Genomic DNA, 15722 nt, shown 5'->3' with positions numbered 1-15722 from the left:
TCTCTTCAGTCAGAAAGCCGGACTGGTATTCAGCGTGGTGTGGCGGAAAACGGGCCGTGAGACCGCTTCCACGCGGCATACAGTGAGTAATCATAGACTAAGATGTTGCAATCGCAGGGCGGCGGGGGGTAGAGAGGCATTAATTTGCGTTAATTGCTGTGAATCTGCATCCGGCGGGGCGAAAGCAGGAGCCAGGCGCAGAAAAGCCTGCCAGATGGCGCCGATTCGCTATAAGCTTATGCGCGATGGCGCAGGTCGCTCCGGATGACCTGCGGCGCTGAACACTTCAGAAGGATGTTACGTGAGGAAAAGAGTTCTGTTAGCCGCGTTGTTGCTGCTCTCCGCCTGTTCTAACCGGGTCGGACACAGGCTGGACAGCAGTAATCTGCAGCAAATTCATGCCGGTCAGACCACCAAAGCCCAGCTGATCGCGCTGTTCGGTCAGCCTGACAGTGAAACGCCTTACCCGGACGGGCAGCGGTTGCTGAAGTGGAACTACAGCGAGGCGCGCACCCTGAATACCACCGAAGGGCAGACGCTGACCGTGCAGATGAAAAATGACAAAGTGCTGAACTATGCGCTGAGTAAAAGTTAATGCGCTGAGCAAACGTGAATCACGGCGGCGGCAGATCGCCACCGCGCATTCTGGTTACTGCCCGCCGCTCTGCTGTGCATCCCGGCTGTCGGGGCGCGGCTGAGCCAGACGGGCAAAATCGGAGCCTGCCGGATGCTGATAAATCTGCAGCTCAAAGTGGCGGGCCATCGCGTAGATATACTCAAAAATCGCTGCCTGAGTATTTTCATAATCGGCCCAGAAAATAGAGGAGGTAAAGCAGTAGATCTCCACCGGCAATCCATCCGGCGACGGTTTCAGCGGTCGCACCACGATATACATCTCTTTCTGAATGTCGTCACGCTGCGCCAGCCAGGCGGTCAGGTATTTACGGAACACCATCAGATTGGTGATACCGTTCTCCATAAACCAGCGGTCGCCCACGGCATTGATATCACGTCCATCCAGCAGCTCAGTGATCGATTCGCCAGCGAGGCGGATCTGGCTCATCGCCTGCAGCATCTCCTGATTCACAAAGGTGATCGACTTCTGATCAAGATAAAAGCTGCGCATGATGCGGCGTGCGCCCGAAGAGAACATCGCCTGCCAGTTGGTGTAGGTCTCGGTCAGGAAGTTCTTGGTCGGGATGCGCGAAATGGTGTTGTCCCAGTTGCGGATGGTGATGGTATGCAGGGCAATATCGATCACTTCACCACTGATATTTCTGTCCGGCATCTCAATCCAGTCGCCCAGTTGCAGCACATCGTTAGAGGAGAGCTGAATATTCGCCACCAGCGACAGCAGCGTATGCTGGAAAATCAGCATCAGCACTGCGGCGACCGCACCCAGCGAGGAGATGATAATCGCCGGTGACTTGTTGGACATAATCGCCAGAATCATGATCGCGGCAATAATATGCACCAGGATTTTGCCGATCTGGATATAGCCTTTGATCGAGTGATTCTTGCGTTTTGATTTGCGCGAATAGGAGTTGTTAACAATCTCCAGCACTTCGTTGAAGAAGATCGACAGATAGACAAAAAACAGGATGCCGCAGATGGTCTGAATCGCCACTTTCAGATTTTCAGGCAGGCCCGGCATAAACTGCAGGAAATTGTAGACCACAATCACCGGCACAAAATTTGACAGCTTCTGAGAGAGGCGGACATCTTTATCCAGCGGCACGCCCTTTTTGTGGCTGCTGAAAAAGACCTTCCTGATCACTTTGACGATGAAAAATTTGCAGATCAGGTGAGTGACCATCCCGGCCATAATCAGCAGCAACAGGCTGAAGCTGATCGACAGTACCCTGTTTCCCTCAATAAAACTCATCAGACTCTGAATGTAATGCATGATAACCACGTGCAAAAAAGATAAGGGGCGAATTCAACCACAGCACGGGGACGGTTGTTAAGCGCCGAATGCGTTCAGGCTGAGCCGCACCGCTTTTTTTGCGTAACGGCGCGCTGGCAGCACCCTCCATCCTGCGGATTGTTACCTTCTCTGGTGCAACACTCAGATAAACGCCGCGCTGGCCGATAACAGCTTTATCTCCTCTGATATGAGCCTGCGGACATGCTTAAAAATCTTAAAATCACTCACGGTATCGCTGCTGTTCTGGTGGTCTTTGTGGCGTTACTGACCCTGACCGGATTTCTGTTCTATAACGGCGTCTCAAAAGCCGACAAAAACTTCGTGGCGGCAGAGCAGCTTACGCTGCAGCAGCAGCATCTGAGTGACGCGGTAAAAACCCTGATTAAAACCCGCGTCACCATCAACCGCGTGGCAATCCGTTTCCTGAAAAATCAGCAGGATCCAAAATCACTGGCAGCCATGGCTGCGCTGCTGGAGCAGGCTGGAAAGTCTGCTGCTGCCGCCGATGCGGACTTCAAAGCCTGGCAGGCGCTGCCGCGCAAAGAGGGCCAGGGTGAAGCCCAGGCGACGCAGGTGCAGACCGCCTACCAGCAGATGCGTGACACTATGCTGGCCTCCATTACCTTTCTGAAGCAGGGCAACTATGCGGGCTACGGCAACCTTGAAGCACAGGCGGCGCAGGACCAGCTCGACAGTGCCTATGAGGCCTGGCGTGCAGTGAACATCCAGCTGATGAAAGCGTCCTCGGAGCATAACCAGCGTAGCCTGACGGATGCGCTCTGGGCGCTGCTGACTATTGGCCTGATCACCGGCGTGATTGGGGTCGCGGTCTGGATTGGGCTGCAGAAATTGCTGATTGGCCCACTGGGCAGGCTGACCGGCCATATGCGCGCCATTTCAGGCGGCGATCTGACCTCCGATATTCAGCATGAAGGCCGCAATGAGATGGGCCTGCTGATTCAGGAGTTGCAACAGATGCGCGATGCGCTGGTGGTGACCATTACCTCGGTCGATGACGCCACCCGCTCTATCTTTACCGGTGCAGCGGAAATCTCTGCGGGCAGCACCGATCTCTCTTCCCGTACCGAACAGCAGGCTGCCGCGCTGGAACAGACCGCAGCCAGTATGGAGCAGCTCACCTCAACGGTGAAACTCAATGCAGACAATGCGCAGCAGGCGACCACGGTAGCGAAAGAGGCTTCAGCCACGGCCATGCAGGGCGGTGAGACTGTCGCCCGGGTCATCGCCAACATGGATCAGATTAGCGAAAGCTCGAATCAGATCGCCGGTATCATCGCCATTATCGACAGTATCGCCTTCCAGACCAATATTCTGGCGCTGAACGCCGCCGTTGAAGCCGCGCGTGCCGGTGAGCAGGGTCGTGGATTTGCAGTGGTAGCGGGTGAAGTGCGCTCGCTGGCCGGACGCAGCGCCAGCGCTGCCCAGGAGATCCGGGGACTGATTGACCGCTCAGCCGAGCGAATTAAAACCGGTGCCGGTCATGCTTCTCAGGCGGGCGTCGCGATGGAGAGCATCGTGACGTCGGTGAGTCGTGTCACGCAGCTAATCGAAGAGATCGCGGCCTCTTCCACTGAACAGACCCGTGGCATTGAGCAGGTCTGCAAAGCGGTCTCGGAAATGGATGGTGTGACGCAGCAGAACGCCGCGCTGGTGGAGGAGTCCGCGACTGCCGCCGCCTCACTGGAAGAGCAGGCGAGCTACCTGCGTAAAACGGTATCGGTATTCAAAACCGGCACTCTGCAGGTGGCGTTCTCTGCTGCGCCGGTGGCGAAAGCCCTTGCCGTGCCAAAACTTCAGCCTGCCCGCCTGGCGGACAACGATAACTGGCAGACCTTCTGATAAAAAAAACCGCCCCAAGGGCGGTTTTTTATTTTGTGACGCGGCATGCGGCATCGTGCCGCTGACATCAGGCCGGGACGGACTGTGCCTTCTGGCTGCGCGACCAGACGCGGTGCGCTTTCATCGCCTGAGTGAACTCAGACATCAGCGCGCTCTCCGCCGAGTCGCCCTGCACAATACCTTCTTCCTGATCCGCATCTTCCAGACCGAACTGCGCTTTAAAGCGGCGCGCTTCCCCCACCAGACCAATCACCTTGAGGTGCTTGTAGGCTTCCAGCAGGAAGTAACGAGCATCGCCGCTCAGCAGCAGGGCATCGATATTGCCATCCGGCACCATCACCGCATCAAAGGTCAGAGAGGGCAGACCGGCGAACGTCGCATCGACCGGCAGCACTGAACCGTCATCGGCGCGCACCTGGCCCATATGCGGAGCCAGCAGTTTGGCGTGAACACCCACCGCTTTCAGCGCCTGCAAAATCGCCAGCACATCAGCCGCCTTCACACCATCGCTGAGCAGCAGTGCGACCTGGCGACCTTTGATCTCGCCATCCGGAATGGCGTAGAGGCTCAGGCTGTCATCTTTAGTCAGGCCATTCACCGGCGCAGGCGGCTGAATGTTGAGCTGCTCATCCGTCAGAGCGAGTCCCAGGTTATCCGCCACGCCCTGCGCCAGTTTAGTATCGATGCGTGCCAGATGATCTACCACACGCTCACGGATATAAGCACGCGCCACTTTACTCAGTTCAAACGAGTAGGCACCAATGATGTGCTGCTGCTCGACTTCAGTCTGGCTCAGCCAGAACAGGCGCGGCTGTGCATAGTACTCACCAAATGAGGGGCTGCGCTCGCGCACTTTATGGCCCTCAATCCGCTCCTGATAGCTCTCGAAGCCGCCGCCTTCTGCAGCAGGTGGGGTTTCACGCGGCCAGTTATCGTTGATCGAGTTCGGCTCGTAGTTCGCCGGATTGGTGTCGATATCCTGACGATGCATGCCCTGACGCTGGAAGTTATGGTACGGGCAGGTCGGACGGTTGATCGGGATCTCATGGAAGTTCGGTCCGCCCAGACGACTGATCTGCGTATCGGTATAGGAGAACAGACGACCCTGTAGCAGCGGATCGTTGGAGAAATCGAGGCCCGGCACGATATGGCCTGGGTGGAACGCCACCTGCTCGGTTTCAGCAAAGAAGTTGTCCGGGTTACGGTTAAGTACCATCTTGCCGACAATCTCAACCGGCACCAGCGCTTCCGGGATCAGCTTGGTGGCATCCAGAATATCGAAGTCAAATTTGAACTCATCCTCTTCCGGGATCAGCTGCAGGCCCAGTTCATATTCCGGGAAATCCCCCGCTTCAATGGCTTCCCACAGATCGCGGCGATGGAAATCGGGATCGCGACCGGTCAGTTTCTGTGACTCGTCCCACAGCAGCGACGCTTTACCGGCCACCGGCTTCCAGTGGAAACGGACAAAGGTCGCTTTACCTTCTGCGTTAATCAGGCGGAAGGTGTGAATACCAAAACCTTCCATGGTGCGATAGCTGCGCGGAATACCCCGATCAGACATCGCCCAGATAACGTTGTGCATGGTTTCCGGCTGCAGAGAGACGTAATCCCAGAAGGTGTCATGGGCGCTCTGGCCCTGCGGGATTTCGTTATGCGGTTCCGGCTTAACGGCATGCACAAAGTCAGGGAATTTATGCGCATCCTGAATAAAGAACACCGGCGTGTTGTTGCCCACCAGGTCAAAGACACCCTCTTCGGTGTAGAACTTGGCGGCGAAACCGCGAATGTCACGCACGGTATCAGCCGATCCGGCACCGCCCTGAACCGTGGAGAAACGCACGAAAACCGGCGTGGTCTGCTCGGGATCGCTGAGGAACTGCGCTTTGGTCAGATCTTTCAGGGAGCGGTAAGGCTGAAAATAGCCATGTGCGGCTGAGCCACGGGCATGAACAATACGTTCCGGGATACGCTCATGATCAAAGTGCGTGATTTTCTCACGCATAATAAAGTCTTCCAGCAGCGTCGGACCGCGCGAACCGGCACGCAGTGAGTTTTGATCGTTGGCGATGCGTGTGCCCTGGTTGGTGGTGAGGGCGCGGTCGGTGCCGTTTTTGCGGCTGGCTTCAAGCTGGTCAAGTTTGGCGTTGTGCGTCTGAGGCGCTTTCAGGCTGCCTGGGGCGGTGGGCTGCTTGCCTGGCGGAGTCGGTTCGGCTGGGGGCTGATGCGAACCATCTTTTGGTGCCAGTGAACCCAGACCCGGCTCTGAGGATTCCGGACCGGTGGTGGGGGCGCGCTCGCTCAGGGGTTTCTTCTCTGTTTCTTTCGACATTAATTCATGCTCCAGCTGTTATTTTACTTTCGACGACACTAAATATAGAACAACCTGAACAATACTGAGGTTAAATCGGGCATTTAACTGTGACGACTGTGCCTTTTTTGTCCGCCAGAAAAGCGCACTTATCTCTCAATCCGGATTATCGCTTCGCTTATTCATGCCTTGTGCCGTCTGGCTTAACGGCGTTCCAGCCCGCGCCTGCTATACGGAAAGTGAGCTTTCAGAGGATGCAGAATCTGCCGCCGCAGGAGGCGCTCATTGCCTGATGCAGGGCATTAACCGATTAATAAAATTAATGCTGGCGTTTGCTGCTTTTGGTTGAAGTTAGAAATGTTATATCATAACATTTCATTTTGTAACGTTGACCGGGGTATCAGACTTTGATGAATCATGCAGGTAAATGGATTGGGCTACTGGGCGCACTGTTAGTCAGCCAGCCGTCGCTGGCACACGGCACGCATGCACATGGAAAACCGCTGTCAGCCCTGGAGCAGAAAGCGGCAGAAGGGGTTTTTGCTGACAGCGATGTGAAAGATCGTCCGCTCGCTGACTGGGATGGCCTGTGGCAGTCGGTTTATCCGCTGCTGCAAAGCGGGGAGCTGGACCCGGTCTGGCAGAAGAAAGCGCAGCAGGATCACAGCAAAACGGCAGAGGAGTATAAAGCGTATTACCGCAAAGGCTACGCCACCGACGTCGATACCATCGGTATTGAAAATGGCGTGATGGAGTTTCACATCGGCGATCAGGTCAGCGCCTGCCACTACCGGTATGCGGGCCACAAAATCCTGACCTATGACTCAGGTAAAAAAGGGGTGCGCTACCTGTTTGAATGCCAGGACGCGGGCAGCAAAGCGCCGAAATATGTGCAGTTCAGCGACCACACCATCGGGCCGCGTAAATCTGCCCATTTCCATATCTTTATGGGCAACGATTCTCAGCAAGCCCTGCTGGCAGAGATGGATAACTGGCCGACCTATTATCCTTACCAGATGATGAACTCACAGGTCGTGGATGAGATGCTGCACCACTGAGAGCCGTGATCGGATGACCCGCTGGTCAGGGCGGGTTTTTAATGCTTATCAGGCGCAGCTTGTATCCAGCCACACGTATCCCCTCCACGGGGTTTATCCCACCCAGGCCGGGCGGCGCGAGGCGGGTATACCCTTAACCACACGCTGATACGAATCCTCAACCAGCTGCTGAATCAAGCCAGGCGAGAGGTCGTCACCGGGATAGGCCGTGATCCAGTGACGTTTATTCATATGATAACCGGCGGTGATCGAGGGATAGATCACCCGGTGCAGCTCCGCCTGCTGCGGTTCGCATTTCAGGGTGATAATCGGCACACCCCGCAGTTCGGTCAGCAGTAAAAACACTTTTCCACACACTTTATAGACCTGATGTTCCGGCCCGAATGGATAGCTGCATTCAGCGGCGGGCAGCCGCTCAGCCGCTTCAATGGCGATGCGCTGGATCTCATGGCCCTGCATAGTGGGTCTCCCTGTAATTATTCAGCCTGAGTCTGCGGCCCGCGACTGGCTGGTCGCCAGGGGCCTGTTACACTTCTGATAAGCATAAATCAGGAGCAGACATGAAATTAGGCTTTGCATGTAAGTATCTCAACAGCGATGGCAAACAGTTTTTCCCGCTTCGCGCCACCACCCGTAAACGGTTTCTGAGTTTATCGCACGATGAACGTCATCAGCTGATCTATGAGATTACCGTCACTAACCTCAACAATCTCTACCTGACGCTTGAGCATCTGGCCACCTTACCTGAGCCACTCAGGATGATGCGTATTGGCAGCGATCTGTTACCGCTCTATACGGTCCCCGAGGCCACGCCACTGTTCACCGAATTTCTGCCCGAACTCTATCCGCTCTTTGCCCGCTGTGGCGAGCTGGCGCGGGCGCATCACATCCGGCTCTCATTCCATCCAGGACAATATACCGTGCTCGCCTCCGATAATCCCGATGTGGTGGTGCGCGCGCTGGAGGATGTGGAGTATCACACGCTCTGCGCCTGTCTGATGGGATATGGCAAGACCTTCCAGGATTTTAAAATCAACATTCATATGAACGGCAAGGCGGGATTCAACGGTTTCAAACGGTCGTTTAATCAGCTCAGCCCGGAAGCGCGGCGGATGCTGACGGTGGAGAATGATGAGATCTCCTGCTCGCTGGATGACGTGCTGCAGGCAGCGCCGCTCTGTCCGGTGGTGCTGGATATTCACCATCACTGGGTAAAAGAGAGTGAGTTTATTCAGCCGGATGACGCGCGTGTAGCCAGAGTGATCGAATCCTGGCGCGGCGTGCGGCCGGTGCTGCACTATTCGATTTCGCAGGAGGGGATGATTCCGCAGGAGGGCTGGCCCGATCAGCAGCAGCTGGGCGTGAGCAAAAGCAAACTGCGGGCGCACTCTGATTACTTCTTTAATCCGACGCTGAATGCATGGGCACTGTCGTTTCAGGATTTCGATATCATGTGCGAAGTGAAAATGAAGAATCTGGCGCGGGAACAACTCTACCAGTGGGGGATAACACAGAAGCTGATAGCTAATCCCCTGGCCGAAGCGACCAGGGAATCGGCGAACGTTAAATAATGGCCACACCGCCCGTCACGGCGATGGTCGCTCCTGAAATGTAGCTGGCTTCATCACTGGCCAGCATCACATAGGTTGGTGCCAGTTCAGCAGGCTGACCGGCACGCTGCAGCGGCACTTCGCTGCCAAAGTTCTTCACCTGTTCAACCGGCATGGTCGACGGGATCAGTGGCGTCCAGATAGGGCCGGGCGCGACTGCATTGGCACGGATACCTTTTTCAGCCAGTAAGGCTGCCAGGCCGCCAGAGAAATTAATAATGGCGGCTTTGGTGGCGGAGTAGGCGAGCAGCTTCGGTTTCGGCTGGTCAGCATTGATCGAGGCCGTATTAATGATCGATCCACCAGCAGGCATATGCCGTGTTGCCGCTTTAGTGATGTAAAACATCGCGTAAAGGTTGGTCTTCATGGTTCGGTCAAACTCTTCGTCGCTGATCTCATCCAGCGATTCGCGCGTCATCTGATACGCCGCGTTGTTCACCAGAATATTAATCTCACCAAAGGCTTCGACGGCTTTATCGACCAGGGCGTTGCAGTGTGACGCCTCACTAATATCGCCAGGCACCAGAACCGCTTTCTGTCCCGCTTCTTCAACCAGCCGGGCGGTATCCTGCGCATCCTCATGCTCATCGAGATAGGAGATCAGGACATCGGCCCCTTCCCGGGCAAAGGCAATAGCGACGGCCCGGCCAATGCCGGAATCGCCACCGGTAATAATGGCTTTTTTCCCCGCCAGGCGGCCTGAACCCTGATAACTCTGCTCGCCGTGATCGGGCTGAGGCTGCATCGCCACGGTTTTACCCGGTGGCGTTTGTTGCTGTTCGGCAAAAGGGGGTTGCGGGCGTTGAATCGATGACATGAATATTCCTCCATAAAAATCCGTTAGCGTAAAACAACCGGTCCGGGTCACACCGCGCGGTGTGGCCCGGACCGGCACGCCTGTGTCAGTTAAGGCTTCGGTGACGTAATGCCGTCGATCTGCTCAGACTGCGCACCAGAACCGGGACGCGCATTGCCGAGCAGCGGCTCATCACCCAGAATCTCTGGCTGCTGTTTCGCGCTGAACTGACCATGGCCATCGTAAGCCGGGCCACTGCTCCAGCGACCTTCCGGCAGCGGTTTATCCAACGAAGTATTCAGACAGTAGTAAGAGTGCTCCTGCGCCTCATGCTCCTGCGGGAAGCTGTTCGGGATCGGCAGCGACGCGTTCAGTCCGCCCATCTCTTCGATCACCGCCAGCCACTGCTGCTGGTGCATGGTGTCACGGGCTATCAGGAAGGAGAGGAAGTCCTTCATGCCCTTGTCTTCCGTCATGTTGTAGAGGCGGGTCGCCAGTACGCGGCCGGTGGCTTCTGCGGTGACGTTAGCCAGCATATCGGCCGCCACGTTGCCGGACGCATAGATATGACTCATATCAAAAGGCATGCCGTTGGCGTTAACCGGCATTGCTGCCAGACCGGAAGAGAGGATATGGCGCGGGTTCATTCCGCCCAGAATCGCATTAACCACCGGATCTTTCGCTGACGCTTCCTGGTAAGAGAGCGGGGCGCCTTCAAGGTTAAGCGCCACGGCGTAGCCCAGCATTTCGATATGGCTCAGCTCTTCGGTAGCGGTCGAGATCAGCAGATCACGAATCCGCACATCACCGCGCGCGCCCATCGCCTGGAAAAAGTATTGCATCGCTACACGAATCTCACCTTCGACGCCGCCGATGGCCTGCTGGAGCAGCATGGCAAATTCTGGATCGGGTTTCTCTACACGAACCGGGAATTGAAGTTTTGATGAATGATGAAACATGATTATTTTCCTCGTCTGTGTTTGCAGTGGATGCAGAAAAAGCCTGGACACAGATATCGGATAAATAAAGCGAAACGACAGCAATTAATCGGAATTTCAGGTTGAATAAATGGCGAAAACGGTGTTTTCCGGAGCTATATCTGGTCCGGTGGGGCAGGCAATCTTAGCGGTGTGAAGGGGACAAGTGATTCAGTGCAGGAGAAATAAAAAAAGCCCCATAACAGGGGCTGATTCCGGACGGGAAAAGCATCCATGCTAATTCGCGTTCCCTCATAACAGACACAGATTTTTAGCTGTCGCTGGTCGCCGAAGCGCGCTGCAGAACATGTTCAAGCGCCTGACGGTAAATATCCTGCTTAACCACGTCACGCTCACTCTCCAGGCGGTGAATCAGGCCCAGCACAATGTCTTTATCGGAGACATGGGTTTTCGCATGGGCAAGTTCGGCATGGACTGCGGCGATAACCTGTTTTTCAGTGGTCAGCGCTGTGCCAGAGTTCATGAAGTAATCAGAAATCTGAGACTCTGTATTCATCGTTGTTTGCATGTCAGGCCTCATAAGAAATTGGGGGAAGAACGCGTCGATTCAGATCCGGTTACCGGCTGACGCAAAAAAAAATGCATCTGAAGGTGGAAATCCACAACACCTTCAGATGCGGTGCAAAGCACCTTTCGTTACAAGTGATTTAACATCACGAGACAAAGTTATACAAGAATCGCAAAGTTGTACAATGAAATTTGACAAAATTTAACTGGTCGGTGGTGTATTTTAAAAGTATGTTTAGAGTGAAAAAAGAGGTTTTCGATAGTTAATTGAATAAATACAGTGCGTTGGTGAGGTTTTCAGAGGGGTGACGATTTTCAGGCCAGCAGGCTGAGAATTGGGCTGACGACACATCAACGTGTTAAAACCGCTTTTTTCCGCCGATTTCAGCCAAAGTTGTACAGGTTTCAGCGCTGGAAAAGTGGCGGGTGCGATTGTGCTGCTGCAATCCTGGCCGTCTGACAGGCCATGCCGCATAATTCACTTCCCACGCCTGATGCAGAAGGCTAAGGTTGACCCCTTATTTATCACAAGGAAATGATCATGGTTCACGACTATTTCGCAATTCCGCCTGCGGGCATGACTCAGGAACAACATAAACGTTCGGTCGCCGTGGCTGCTGCTCTGTCAGTGGCAAAGGAGTCCGTCAGCGCCTCCACCTCAGCAACCGGCTCAAAAACCGCCTGGGATCTGCAGGCCGTGGCGAATGAAGTTGCTAATCTGGCCGACGCGATTCAGGATGCGCTGGAGAGTGACAGCGAGGTGTAAACACTAACCGGTATCGTCTGAGGCTTCTGCGGAGGCGGTGCAGGACAGGGCGGTGGCAGCGTTCAGGAGCCGATAAAGTCCGGCAATCGGACGCTGCCGGAAAATCCGCTTATTCCATTGCGGGTGGCTCATATTTAATATACTGACGCAGGGCATCATGGATAGCCTGGTTATTGCCCTCTTCCAGACCGCGTTCGGCATACTCTTTCGCCAGCGCCGCCAGTACATCGTCAAACTTCCCTTTGTAATTGAGATTATTCAGCGCAATTTGCTGACCGAGTATCGCTTTTAATACCGTAGTCTCAACCCTTAACTGCGCAACTGCCTCTTCAAGATGTTTGATTCGATCGTCGTCTGCCATAACCCCTCCATGCTTAAAAAAGCAGAATAACCAGCCCGCCCGTAATATTCAAACCTCTCCGAATGCCAGAGAAGCGTTGTCAGATTTTCCTTAAGTAAAAATAATCAGCCGGTGAATTTATAAGATTCTTTACTGTAAGAAGAAATCGACGCTATTCCGGCGATGCGGCTAAAGTAACCCGTTTCTGCTTATTCTGACGGCAATGCGAAAAAACGTTTAAAAAAAAGTGCATTACCATCAACCCTTTCGCTTAAAGATGTTCCATGTCACTTGATTAAAAGGGGGATTAGCTATTACTGTGTTTATATACAGTAATCTGAAAAAGGAGCGAAATTATGGAATTCATTAAACCTGCGGACATTCGTGCCGTTATGCCTTTACCGCTATATATCGAACGTGTGCCGTGCGGGTTTCCATCCCCGGCGCAGGATTATGTCGAACAACGCATTGATCTCAATGCGCTGATGGTCCAGCACCCCAGCGCCACCTATTTTGTCCGTGTCAGCGGCGAGTCAATGATTGAGGCGGGCATCAATGATGGTGACATGCTGGTGGTCGACAGTTCACTCACCGCCTCACACGGCGATATTGTGGTCGCCGCGGTCGAAGGTGAATTCACCGTTAAACGTCTCCAGCTTCATCCCTGTCTGCAACTGATGCCGATGAATACCAAATTTAAACCGATCGCTATCCAGACCGAAGATGCGCTGGAGGTGTTTGGCGTTGTGACCTTTGTTATTAAAGCGACCCACTGACCATGTTCGCGCTGGTCGACGTAAACAGCTTTTACGCGTCGTGTGAGACCGTTTTCCGGCCTGATCTTAAAGGTAAACCGGTAGTAGTGCTGTCGAACAACGACGGCTGCGTGATTGCGCGCAGCGCCGAGGCAAAGAAAGTCGGCATCAAAATGGGCGCGCCCTATTTTAAGATGCGTGAAGAACTAACGCGTCACGCGGTGCAGGTCTTCAGCTCAAATTATGCGCTCTACGCCGACATGAGCCATCGGGTGATGACCATACTGGAAGAGATGGCGCCATCGGTGGAGATCTACTCGATCGACGAAGCGTTTATGGATCTCACCGGCGTGCAGAACTGTATGGCGCTGGAGACCTTTGGTCGTCAGGTCAGAGAACGAATAGGCAAAGAGACCCATCTGACGGTGGGCGTCGGCATTGCACAGACTAAAACGCTGGCCAAGCTGGCGAATTTTGCGGCCAAAAAGTGGAGCAAAACCGGCGGCATTGTCGACCTGTCGGACCCTGAACGACAAAAAAAGCTGCTGGCGCTGATTGATGTGGCGGAAGTCTGGGGCGTGGGTCATCGGATCGGCAAACGGCTCAACGCCATGGGCGTCATGACGGCAAAAGATCTGGCCGATCAAAGCACTGAGGCTATTCGCAAACAGTTCAGTGTGGTGATGGAGCGCACCGTCAGAGAGCTGCGTGGCGAATCCTGCCTGGAGCTGGAGTCAGTGACGCCGGTAAAACAGCAAATCATGTGTTCGCGCTCGTTTGGCAGCCGTATCTCCGACTACGATCAGATGCGCGAGGCTGTCTGCGCGTATGCCGAGCGCGCGGCGGAGAAGCTGCGCCGTGAGAATCAATATTGCCGTCAGGTAGGGGTATTTGTGCGCACCAGTCCGCATGCGACTGACGAACCCTTTTATGGCAATCAGTCGATGGAGCAACTGCTGATTCCGACGCAGGACACACGCGACATCATCAGAGTTGCAATGGCGTGCCTGGATAACATCTGGATTGAGGGACATCGCTATATGAAGGCCGGCATCGTGCTGGGGGATTTTTTCAGCCAGGGCGTGGCTCAGTTTGATCTGTTTGACGAACATCAGCCACGCCGCAATAGCGAAGAGCTGATGAAGCTGATCGACACAGTCAACAAGCTCGGCAGCGGGAAGCTGTGGTTTGCCGGGCAGGGGATCAACAAAGCCTGGTCGATGAAACGCGAGATGCTGTCGCCTGCCTATACCACCCGGATAACCGATCTGCCTGTGGTTGCGCTTAAGTGAAGGCTGACCCGATGTTCCTCTGCTGCTGAAGCCGCGGCCTCTGCTAAAAGCTTTTTTTATCACGCGATTAAAGTGGCAGGAAGTTATGCTTTGCCTGACCCGATGAGTAGTTTTTCATCGGGTAATTTAAGCAAATTACCAGGTAAATATAATGGATTTCAGGCAGTTTGAAGCCAGAGTGATGCTCTGGCCCGCAATACATTTCACAGCAATCATAAAATCCCGCCATCATGACGAATATGAGATTTATGCGATCGACGATAACAGCAATATAAAAACCCGACTCTTTCTATGTTTTGCTGACAATGAAAACCACGCCAGCCTGCTTATTAAGCAATTTACGTTATGGCTGTTAAAAATAAACGCGCTGAAGCGCAGCCAGCAGCGGGAAAAAGGCCGCACAGAGACAACATCCTTATCTGAATGAATCGCGTCCGGCTTGCACCGCAGACCAGACGGCGGCTGGTCAGACAGCGGCGAATCATATTAATGCGTCCGGGAAATAACGGGCCGTCTGCGCGTGACGGGCGACGGACGGCCTGGCTTGTTACCCGCGCCTGGGATAGAATCGCCATTGATTTTGACAGCAACACACCTCCCCAGGCCGGTAACAATGACCACGACAGCCACAACGTATAAAAACAAAGAGCGGGGACGCCCCAGAGAGTTCGGGATCGAACAGGCTCTGGATCACGCCATGATCGTTTTCCGGCAAAAAGGGTATCATGCGGCCTCAATGAACGATCTGGGTGAGGCGATGCATCTCTCCGCAGGCAGCATCTATAAGGCGTTTAAAGATAAGCGCTCGCTCTTCCTGCTGGTATTCGAACGCTATCTGTTGCTGAGAAATAGTGAGTTGCACCGTCGTCTGGCACCCTGTGCCAGCGGGCGGGGGAAAATAACCGAGCTATTGCAATTCTACCTGGATTCGGCACGTGCCACAGAAGGGCGTTGCGGCTGTCTGGTCGTCGCCAGCGCGATTGCGCTGCAGACGATGGATCAGCCACTCGCGCAGCGCATTGATGAGGTCGTTCAGCGTAATCAACGCTTCCTGGTCTCGCTGCTGGAGCTGGGACAACAGGATGGATCTATCGATAACACGCTGGACAGCGAGGCGGCAGCCGGTTTAATTCTCTGTATTGCTTTTGGATTGCGGGTGGCAGGTAAGGTCAGCGATGTGACTAACGAAGAAAAGACGCTGGCGCTGGCATTGAAAGTACTGGGGTAACCAGGCAAGGCCGCTCAATCAGTAAACAGACTTCCCGGACATGGGCTTCCAGACAGAGAAATTCTGCACTCTCCTTTCCCCTCATCTGATTATGTGCCAGGCTTTCACGCTTTATCCTGTAGCGAAGAAAATTAAGGCGCGTTTCGTGAAAACCTCAATCTTACTGACACTCGTGGCAGCCATTGGCTGTTCTGTTTTTGCTGCCCGTGGTGGGTTTGAAACCCCTACAGCGAAACATCCAAAAACGCTGCAGGTGACTGAAAACGGGGAGCCG

The 15722-nt window shown here is 54.3% G+C and carries 16 protein-coding genes; 9 read left to right on the top strand and 7 right to left on the bottom strand.

Translation table 11 applies throughout. The annotated features are described in order from the left end of the window. Positions 1 to 301: 301 nt before the first annotated feature. Entirely contained in the window at positions 302 to 595 is a 294-nt protein-coding gene (locus OK409_RS05820; RefSeq protein WP_264366855.1) for a hypothetical protein, read from the top strand. 54 nt (positions 596 to 649) lie between these two features. Here OK409_RS05820 and OK409_RS05815 read toward each other — a convergent pair whose 3' ends face one another. Then, positions 650 to 1906, bottom strand: coding sequence for a mechanosensitive ion channel family protein (locus OK409_RS05815; protein ID WP_010245507.1), 1257 nt, complete (start codon positions 1904 to 1906; stop codon positions 650 to 652). 222 nt (positions 1907 to 2128) lie between these two features. Here OK409_RS05815 and OK409_RS05810 point away from each other — a divergent pair, with 222 nt between their 5' ends. Continuing rightward, positions 2129 to 3787 (top strand): methyl-accepting chemotaxis protein, encoded by a 1659-nt coding sequence (locus OK409_RS05810; protein ID WP_111533759.1) that lies wholly within the window; start codon positions 2129 to 2131, stop codon positions 3785 to 3787. Positions 3788 to 3854: 67 nt separating this feature from the next. Here the strand turns inward: OK409_RS05810 and katE are convergent, their stop codons facing one another. After that, a complete protein-coding gene (gene katE, locus OK409_RS05805) occupies positions 3855 to 6119 on the bottom strand; it encodes a catalase HPII (RefSeq protein ID WP_010245500.1) in 2265 nt (754 codons plus the stop codon). Between the two features lie 389 nt (positions 6120 to 6508). Between katE and zinT the strand changes: the two genes are divergently transcribed. Next, positions 6509 to 7156: a metal-binding protein ZinT gene (zinT, locus tag OK409_RS05800; RefSeq protein ID WP_187494517.1), complete on the top strand. Its 648-nt coding sequence runs from the start codon at positions 6509 to 6511 to the stop codon at positions 7154 to 7156. A 93-nt stretch (positions 7157 to 7249) separates the two neighbouring features. Here the strand turns inward: zinT and OK409_RS05795 are convergent, their stop codons facing one another. Next, complete coding sequence (locus OK409_RS05795) at positions 7250 to 7615, bottom strand: MmcQ/YjbR family DNA-binding protein (RefSeq protein WP_010245482.1); 366 nt, start codon at positions 7613 to 7615, stop codon at positions 7250 to 7252. 101 nt (positions 7616 to 7716) lie between these two features. On the opposite strand from OK409_RS05795, the gene OK409_RS05790 reads away from it, so the two are divergent. Further along, the gene (locus tag OK409_RS05790; protein ID WP_264366854.1) at positions 7717 to 8727 is read left to right on the top strand and encodes a UV damage endonuclease UvsE; all 1011 of its coding nucleotides are present in this window, start codon (positions 7717 to 7719) and stop codon (positions 8725 to 8727) included. Here the strand turns inward: OK409_RS05790 and OK409_RS05785 are convergent. The 3 genes from OK409_RS05785 to OK409_RS05775 all read right to left on the bottom strand — a co-directional run bounded on the left by OK409_RS05785 (position 8720) and on the right by OK409_RS05775 (position 11068). After that, complete coding sequence (locus tag OK409_RS05785) at positions 8720 to 9583, bottom strand: glucose 1-dehydrogenase (protein ID WP_033779258.1); 864 nt, start codon at positions 9581 to 9583, stop codon at positions 8720 to 8722. The two genes, OK409_RS05790 and OK409_RS05785, sit on opposite strands and share 8 nt — an antisense overlap. Positions 9584 to 9672: 89 nt before the next feature. Beyond that, positions 9673 to 10521 (bottom strand): manganese catalase family protein, encoded by an 849-nt coding sequence (locus OK409_RS05780; RefSeq protein WP_010670061.1) that lies wholly within the window; start codon positions 10519 to 10521, stop codon positions 9673 to 9675. Between the two features lie 289 nt (positions 10522 to 10810). After that, on the bottom strand, positions 10811 to 11068 hold the full coding sequence (locus tag OK409_RS05775; protein WP_022625723.1) for a biofilm development regulator YmgB/AriR family protein: 258 nt from the start codon (positions 11066 to 11068) through the stop codon (positions 10811 to 10813). A 540-nt stretch (positions 11069 to 11608) separates the two neighbouring features. Here OK409_RS05775 and OK409_RS05770 point away from each other — a divergent pair. Continuing rightward, positions 11609 to 11833, top strand: coding sequence for a hypothetical protein (locus tag OK409_RS05770; protein WP_010245468.1), 225 nt, complete (start codon positions 11609 to 11611; stop codon positions 11831 to 11833). 109 nt (positions 11834 to 11942) lie between these two features. Here the strand turns inward: OK409_RS05770 and OK409_RS05765 are convergent, their stop codons facing one another. After that, positions 11943 to 12194, bottom strand: coding sequence for a hypothetical protein (locus tag OK409_RS05765; RefSeq protein ID WP_010670062.1), 252 nt, complete (start codon positions 12192 to 12194; stop codon positions 11943 to 11945). Between the two features lie 335 nt (positions 12195 to 12529). Here OK409_RS05765 and umuD point away from each other — a divergent pair, with 335 nt between their 5' ends. From umuD to OK409_RS05745, 4 genes are all read left to right on the top strand, one after another. After that, on the top strand, positions 12530 to 12949 hold the full coding sequence (gene umuD, locus OK409_RS05760; RefSeq protein WP_010245460.1) for a translesion error-prone DNA polymerase V autoproteolytic subunit: 420 nt from the start codon (positions 12530 to 12532) through the stop codon (positions 12947 to 12949). A 2-nt stretch (positions 12950 to 12951) separates the two neighbouring features. After that, on the top strand, positions 12952 to 14220 hold the full coding sequence (umuC, locus tag OK409_RS05755; protein ID WP_052271714.1) for a translesion error-prone DNA polymerase V subunit UmuC: 1269 nt from the start codon (positions 12952 to 12954) through the stop codon (positions 14218 to 14220). 151 nt (positions 14221 to 14371) lie between these two features. Beyond that, positions 14372 to 14647, top strand: a complete 276-nt coding sequence (locus tag OK409_RS05750) for a hypothetical protein (protein WP_010245454.1) — start codon at positions 14372 to 14374, stop codon at positions 14645 to 14647. A 186-nt stretch (positions 14648 to 14833) separates the two neighbouring features. Continuing rightward, on the top strand, positions 14834 to 15448 hold the full coding sequence (locus OK409_RS05745) for a TetR/AcrR family transcriptional regulator (RefSeq protein ID WP_022625720.1): 615 nt from the start codon (positions 14834 to 14836) through the stop codon (positions 15446 to 15448). The last annotated feature ends 274 nt before the right edge of the window (positions 15449 to 15722 follow it).

This window comes from Pantoea sp. RG18, from assembly GCF_025910075.1.
GTDB classification, from domain to species: domain Bacteria; phylum Pseudomonadota; class Gammaproteobacteria; order Enterobacterales; family Enterobacteriaceae; genus Pantoea; species Pantoea agglomerans.
Note: the sequence above shows the minus strand (reverse complement) of the source record. Positions and strands in the feature narration are given on the sequence as shown.

Coding starts and splice junctions, on each gene's coding strand:
- OK409_RS05815 (WP_010245507.1), bottom strand. CDS start 1,906: ATGCATTACATTCAGAGTCTGATGAGTTTTATTGAGGGAAACAGGGTA.
- OK409_RS05810 (WP_111533759.1), top strand. CDS start 2,129: ATGCTTAAAAATCTTAAAATCACTCACGGTATCGCTGCTGTTCTGGTG.
- katE (WP_010245500.1), bottom strand. CDS start 6,119: ATGTCGAAAGAAACAGAGAAGAAACCCCTGAGCGAGCGCGCCCCCACC.
- zinT (WP_187494517.1), top strand. CDS start 6,509: ATGAATCATGCAGGTAAATGGATTGGGCTACTGGGCGCACTGTTAGTC.
- OK409_RS05795 (WP_010245482.1), bottom strand. CDS start 7,615: ATGCAGGGCCATGAGATCCAGCGCATCGCCATTGAAGCGGCTGAGCGG.
- OK409_RS05790 (WP_264366854.1), top strand. CDS start 7,717: ATGAAATTAGGCTTTGCATGTAAGTATCTCAACAGCGATGGCAAACAG.
- OK409_RS05785 (WP_033779258.1), bottom strand. CDS start 9,583: ATGTCATCGATTCAACGCCCGCAACCCCCTTTTGCCGAACAGCAACAA.
- OK409_RS05780 (WP_010670061.1), bottom strand. CDS start 10,521: ATGTTTCATCATTCATCAAAACTTCAATTCCCGGTTCGTGTAGAGAAA.
- OK409_RS05775 (WP_022625723.1), bottom strand. CDS start 11,068: ATGCAAACAACGATGAATACAGAGTCTCAGATTTCTGATTACTTCATG.
- OK409_RS05770 (WP_010245468.1), top strand. CDS start 11,609: ATGGTTCACGACTATTTCGCAATTCCGCCTGCGGGCATGACTCAGGAA.
- OK409_RS05765 (WP_010670062.1), bottom strand. CDS start 12,194: ATGGCAGACGACGATCGAATCAAACATCTTGAAGAGGCAGTTGCGCAG.
- umuD (WP_010245460.1), top strand. CDS start 12,530: ATGGAATTCATTAAACCTGCGGACATTCGTGCCGTTATGCCTTTACCG.
- umuC (WP_052271714.1), top strand. CDS start 12,952: ATGTTCGCGCTGGTCGACGTAAACAGCTTTTACGCGTCGTGTGAGACC.
- OK409_RS05750 (WP_010245454.1), top strand. CDS start 14,372: ATGGATTTCAGGCAGTTTGAAGCCAGAGTGATGCTCTGGCCCGCAATA.
- OK409_RS05745 (WP_022625720.1), top strand. CDS start 14,834: ATGACCACGACAGCCACAACGTATAAAAACAAAGAGCGGGGACGCCCC.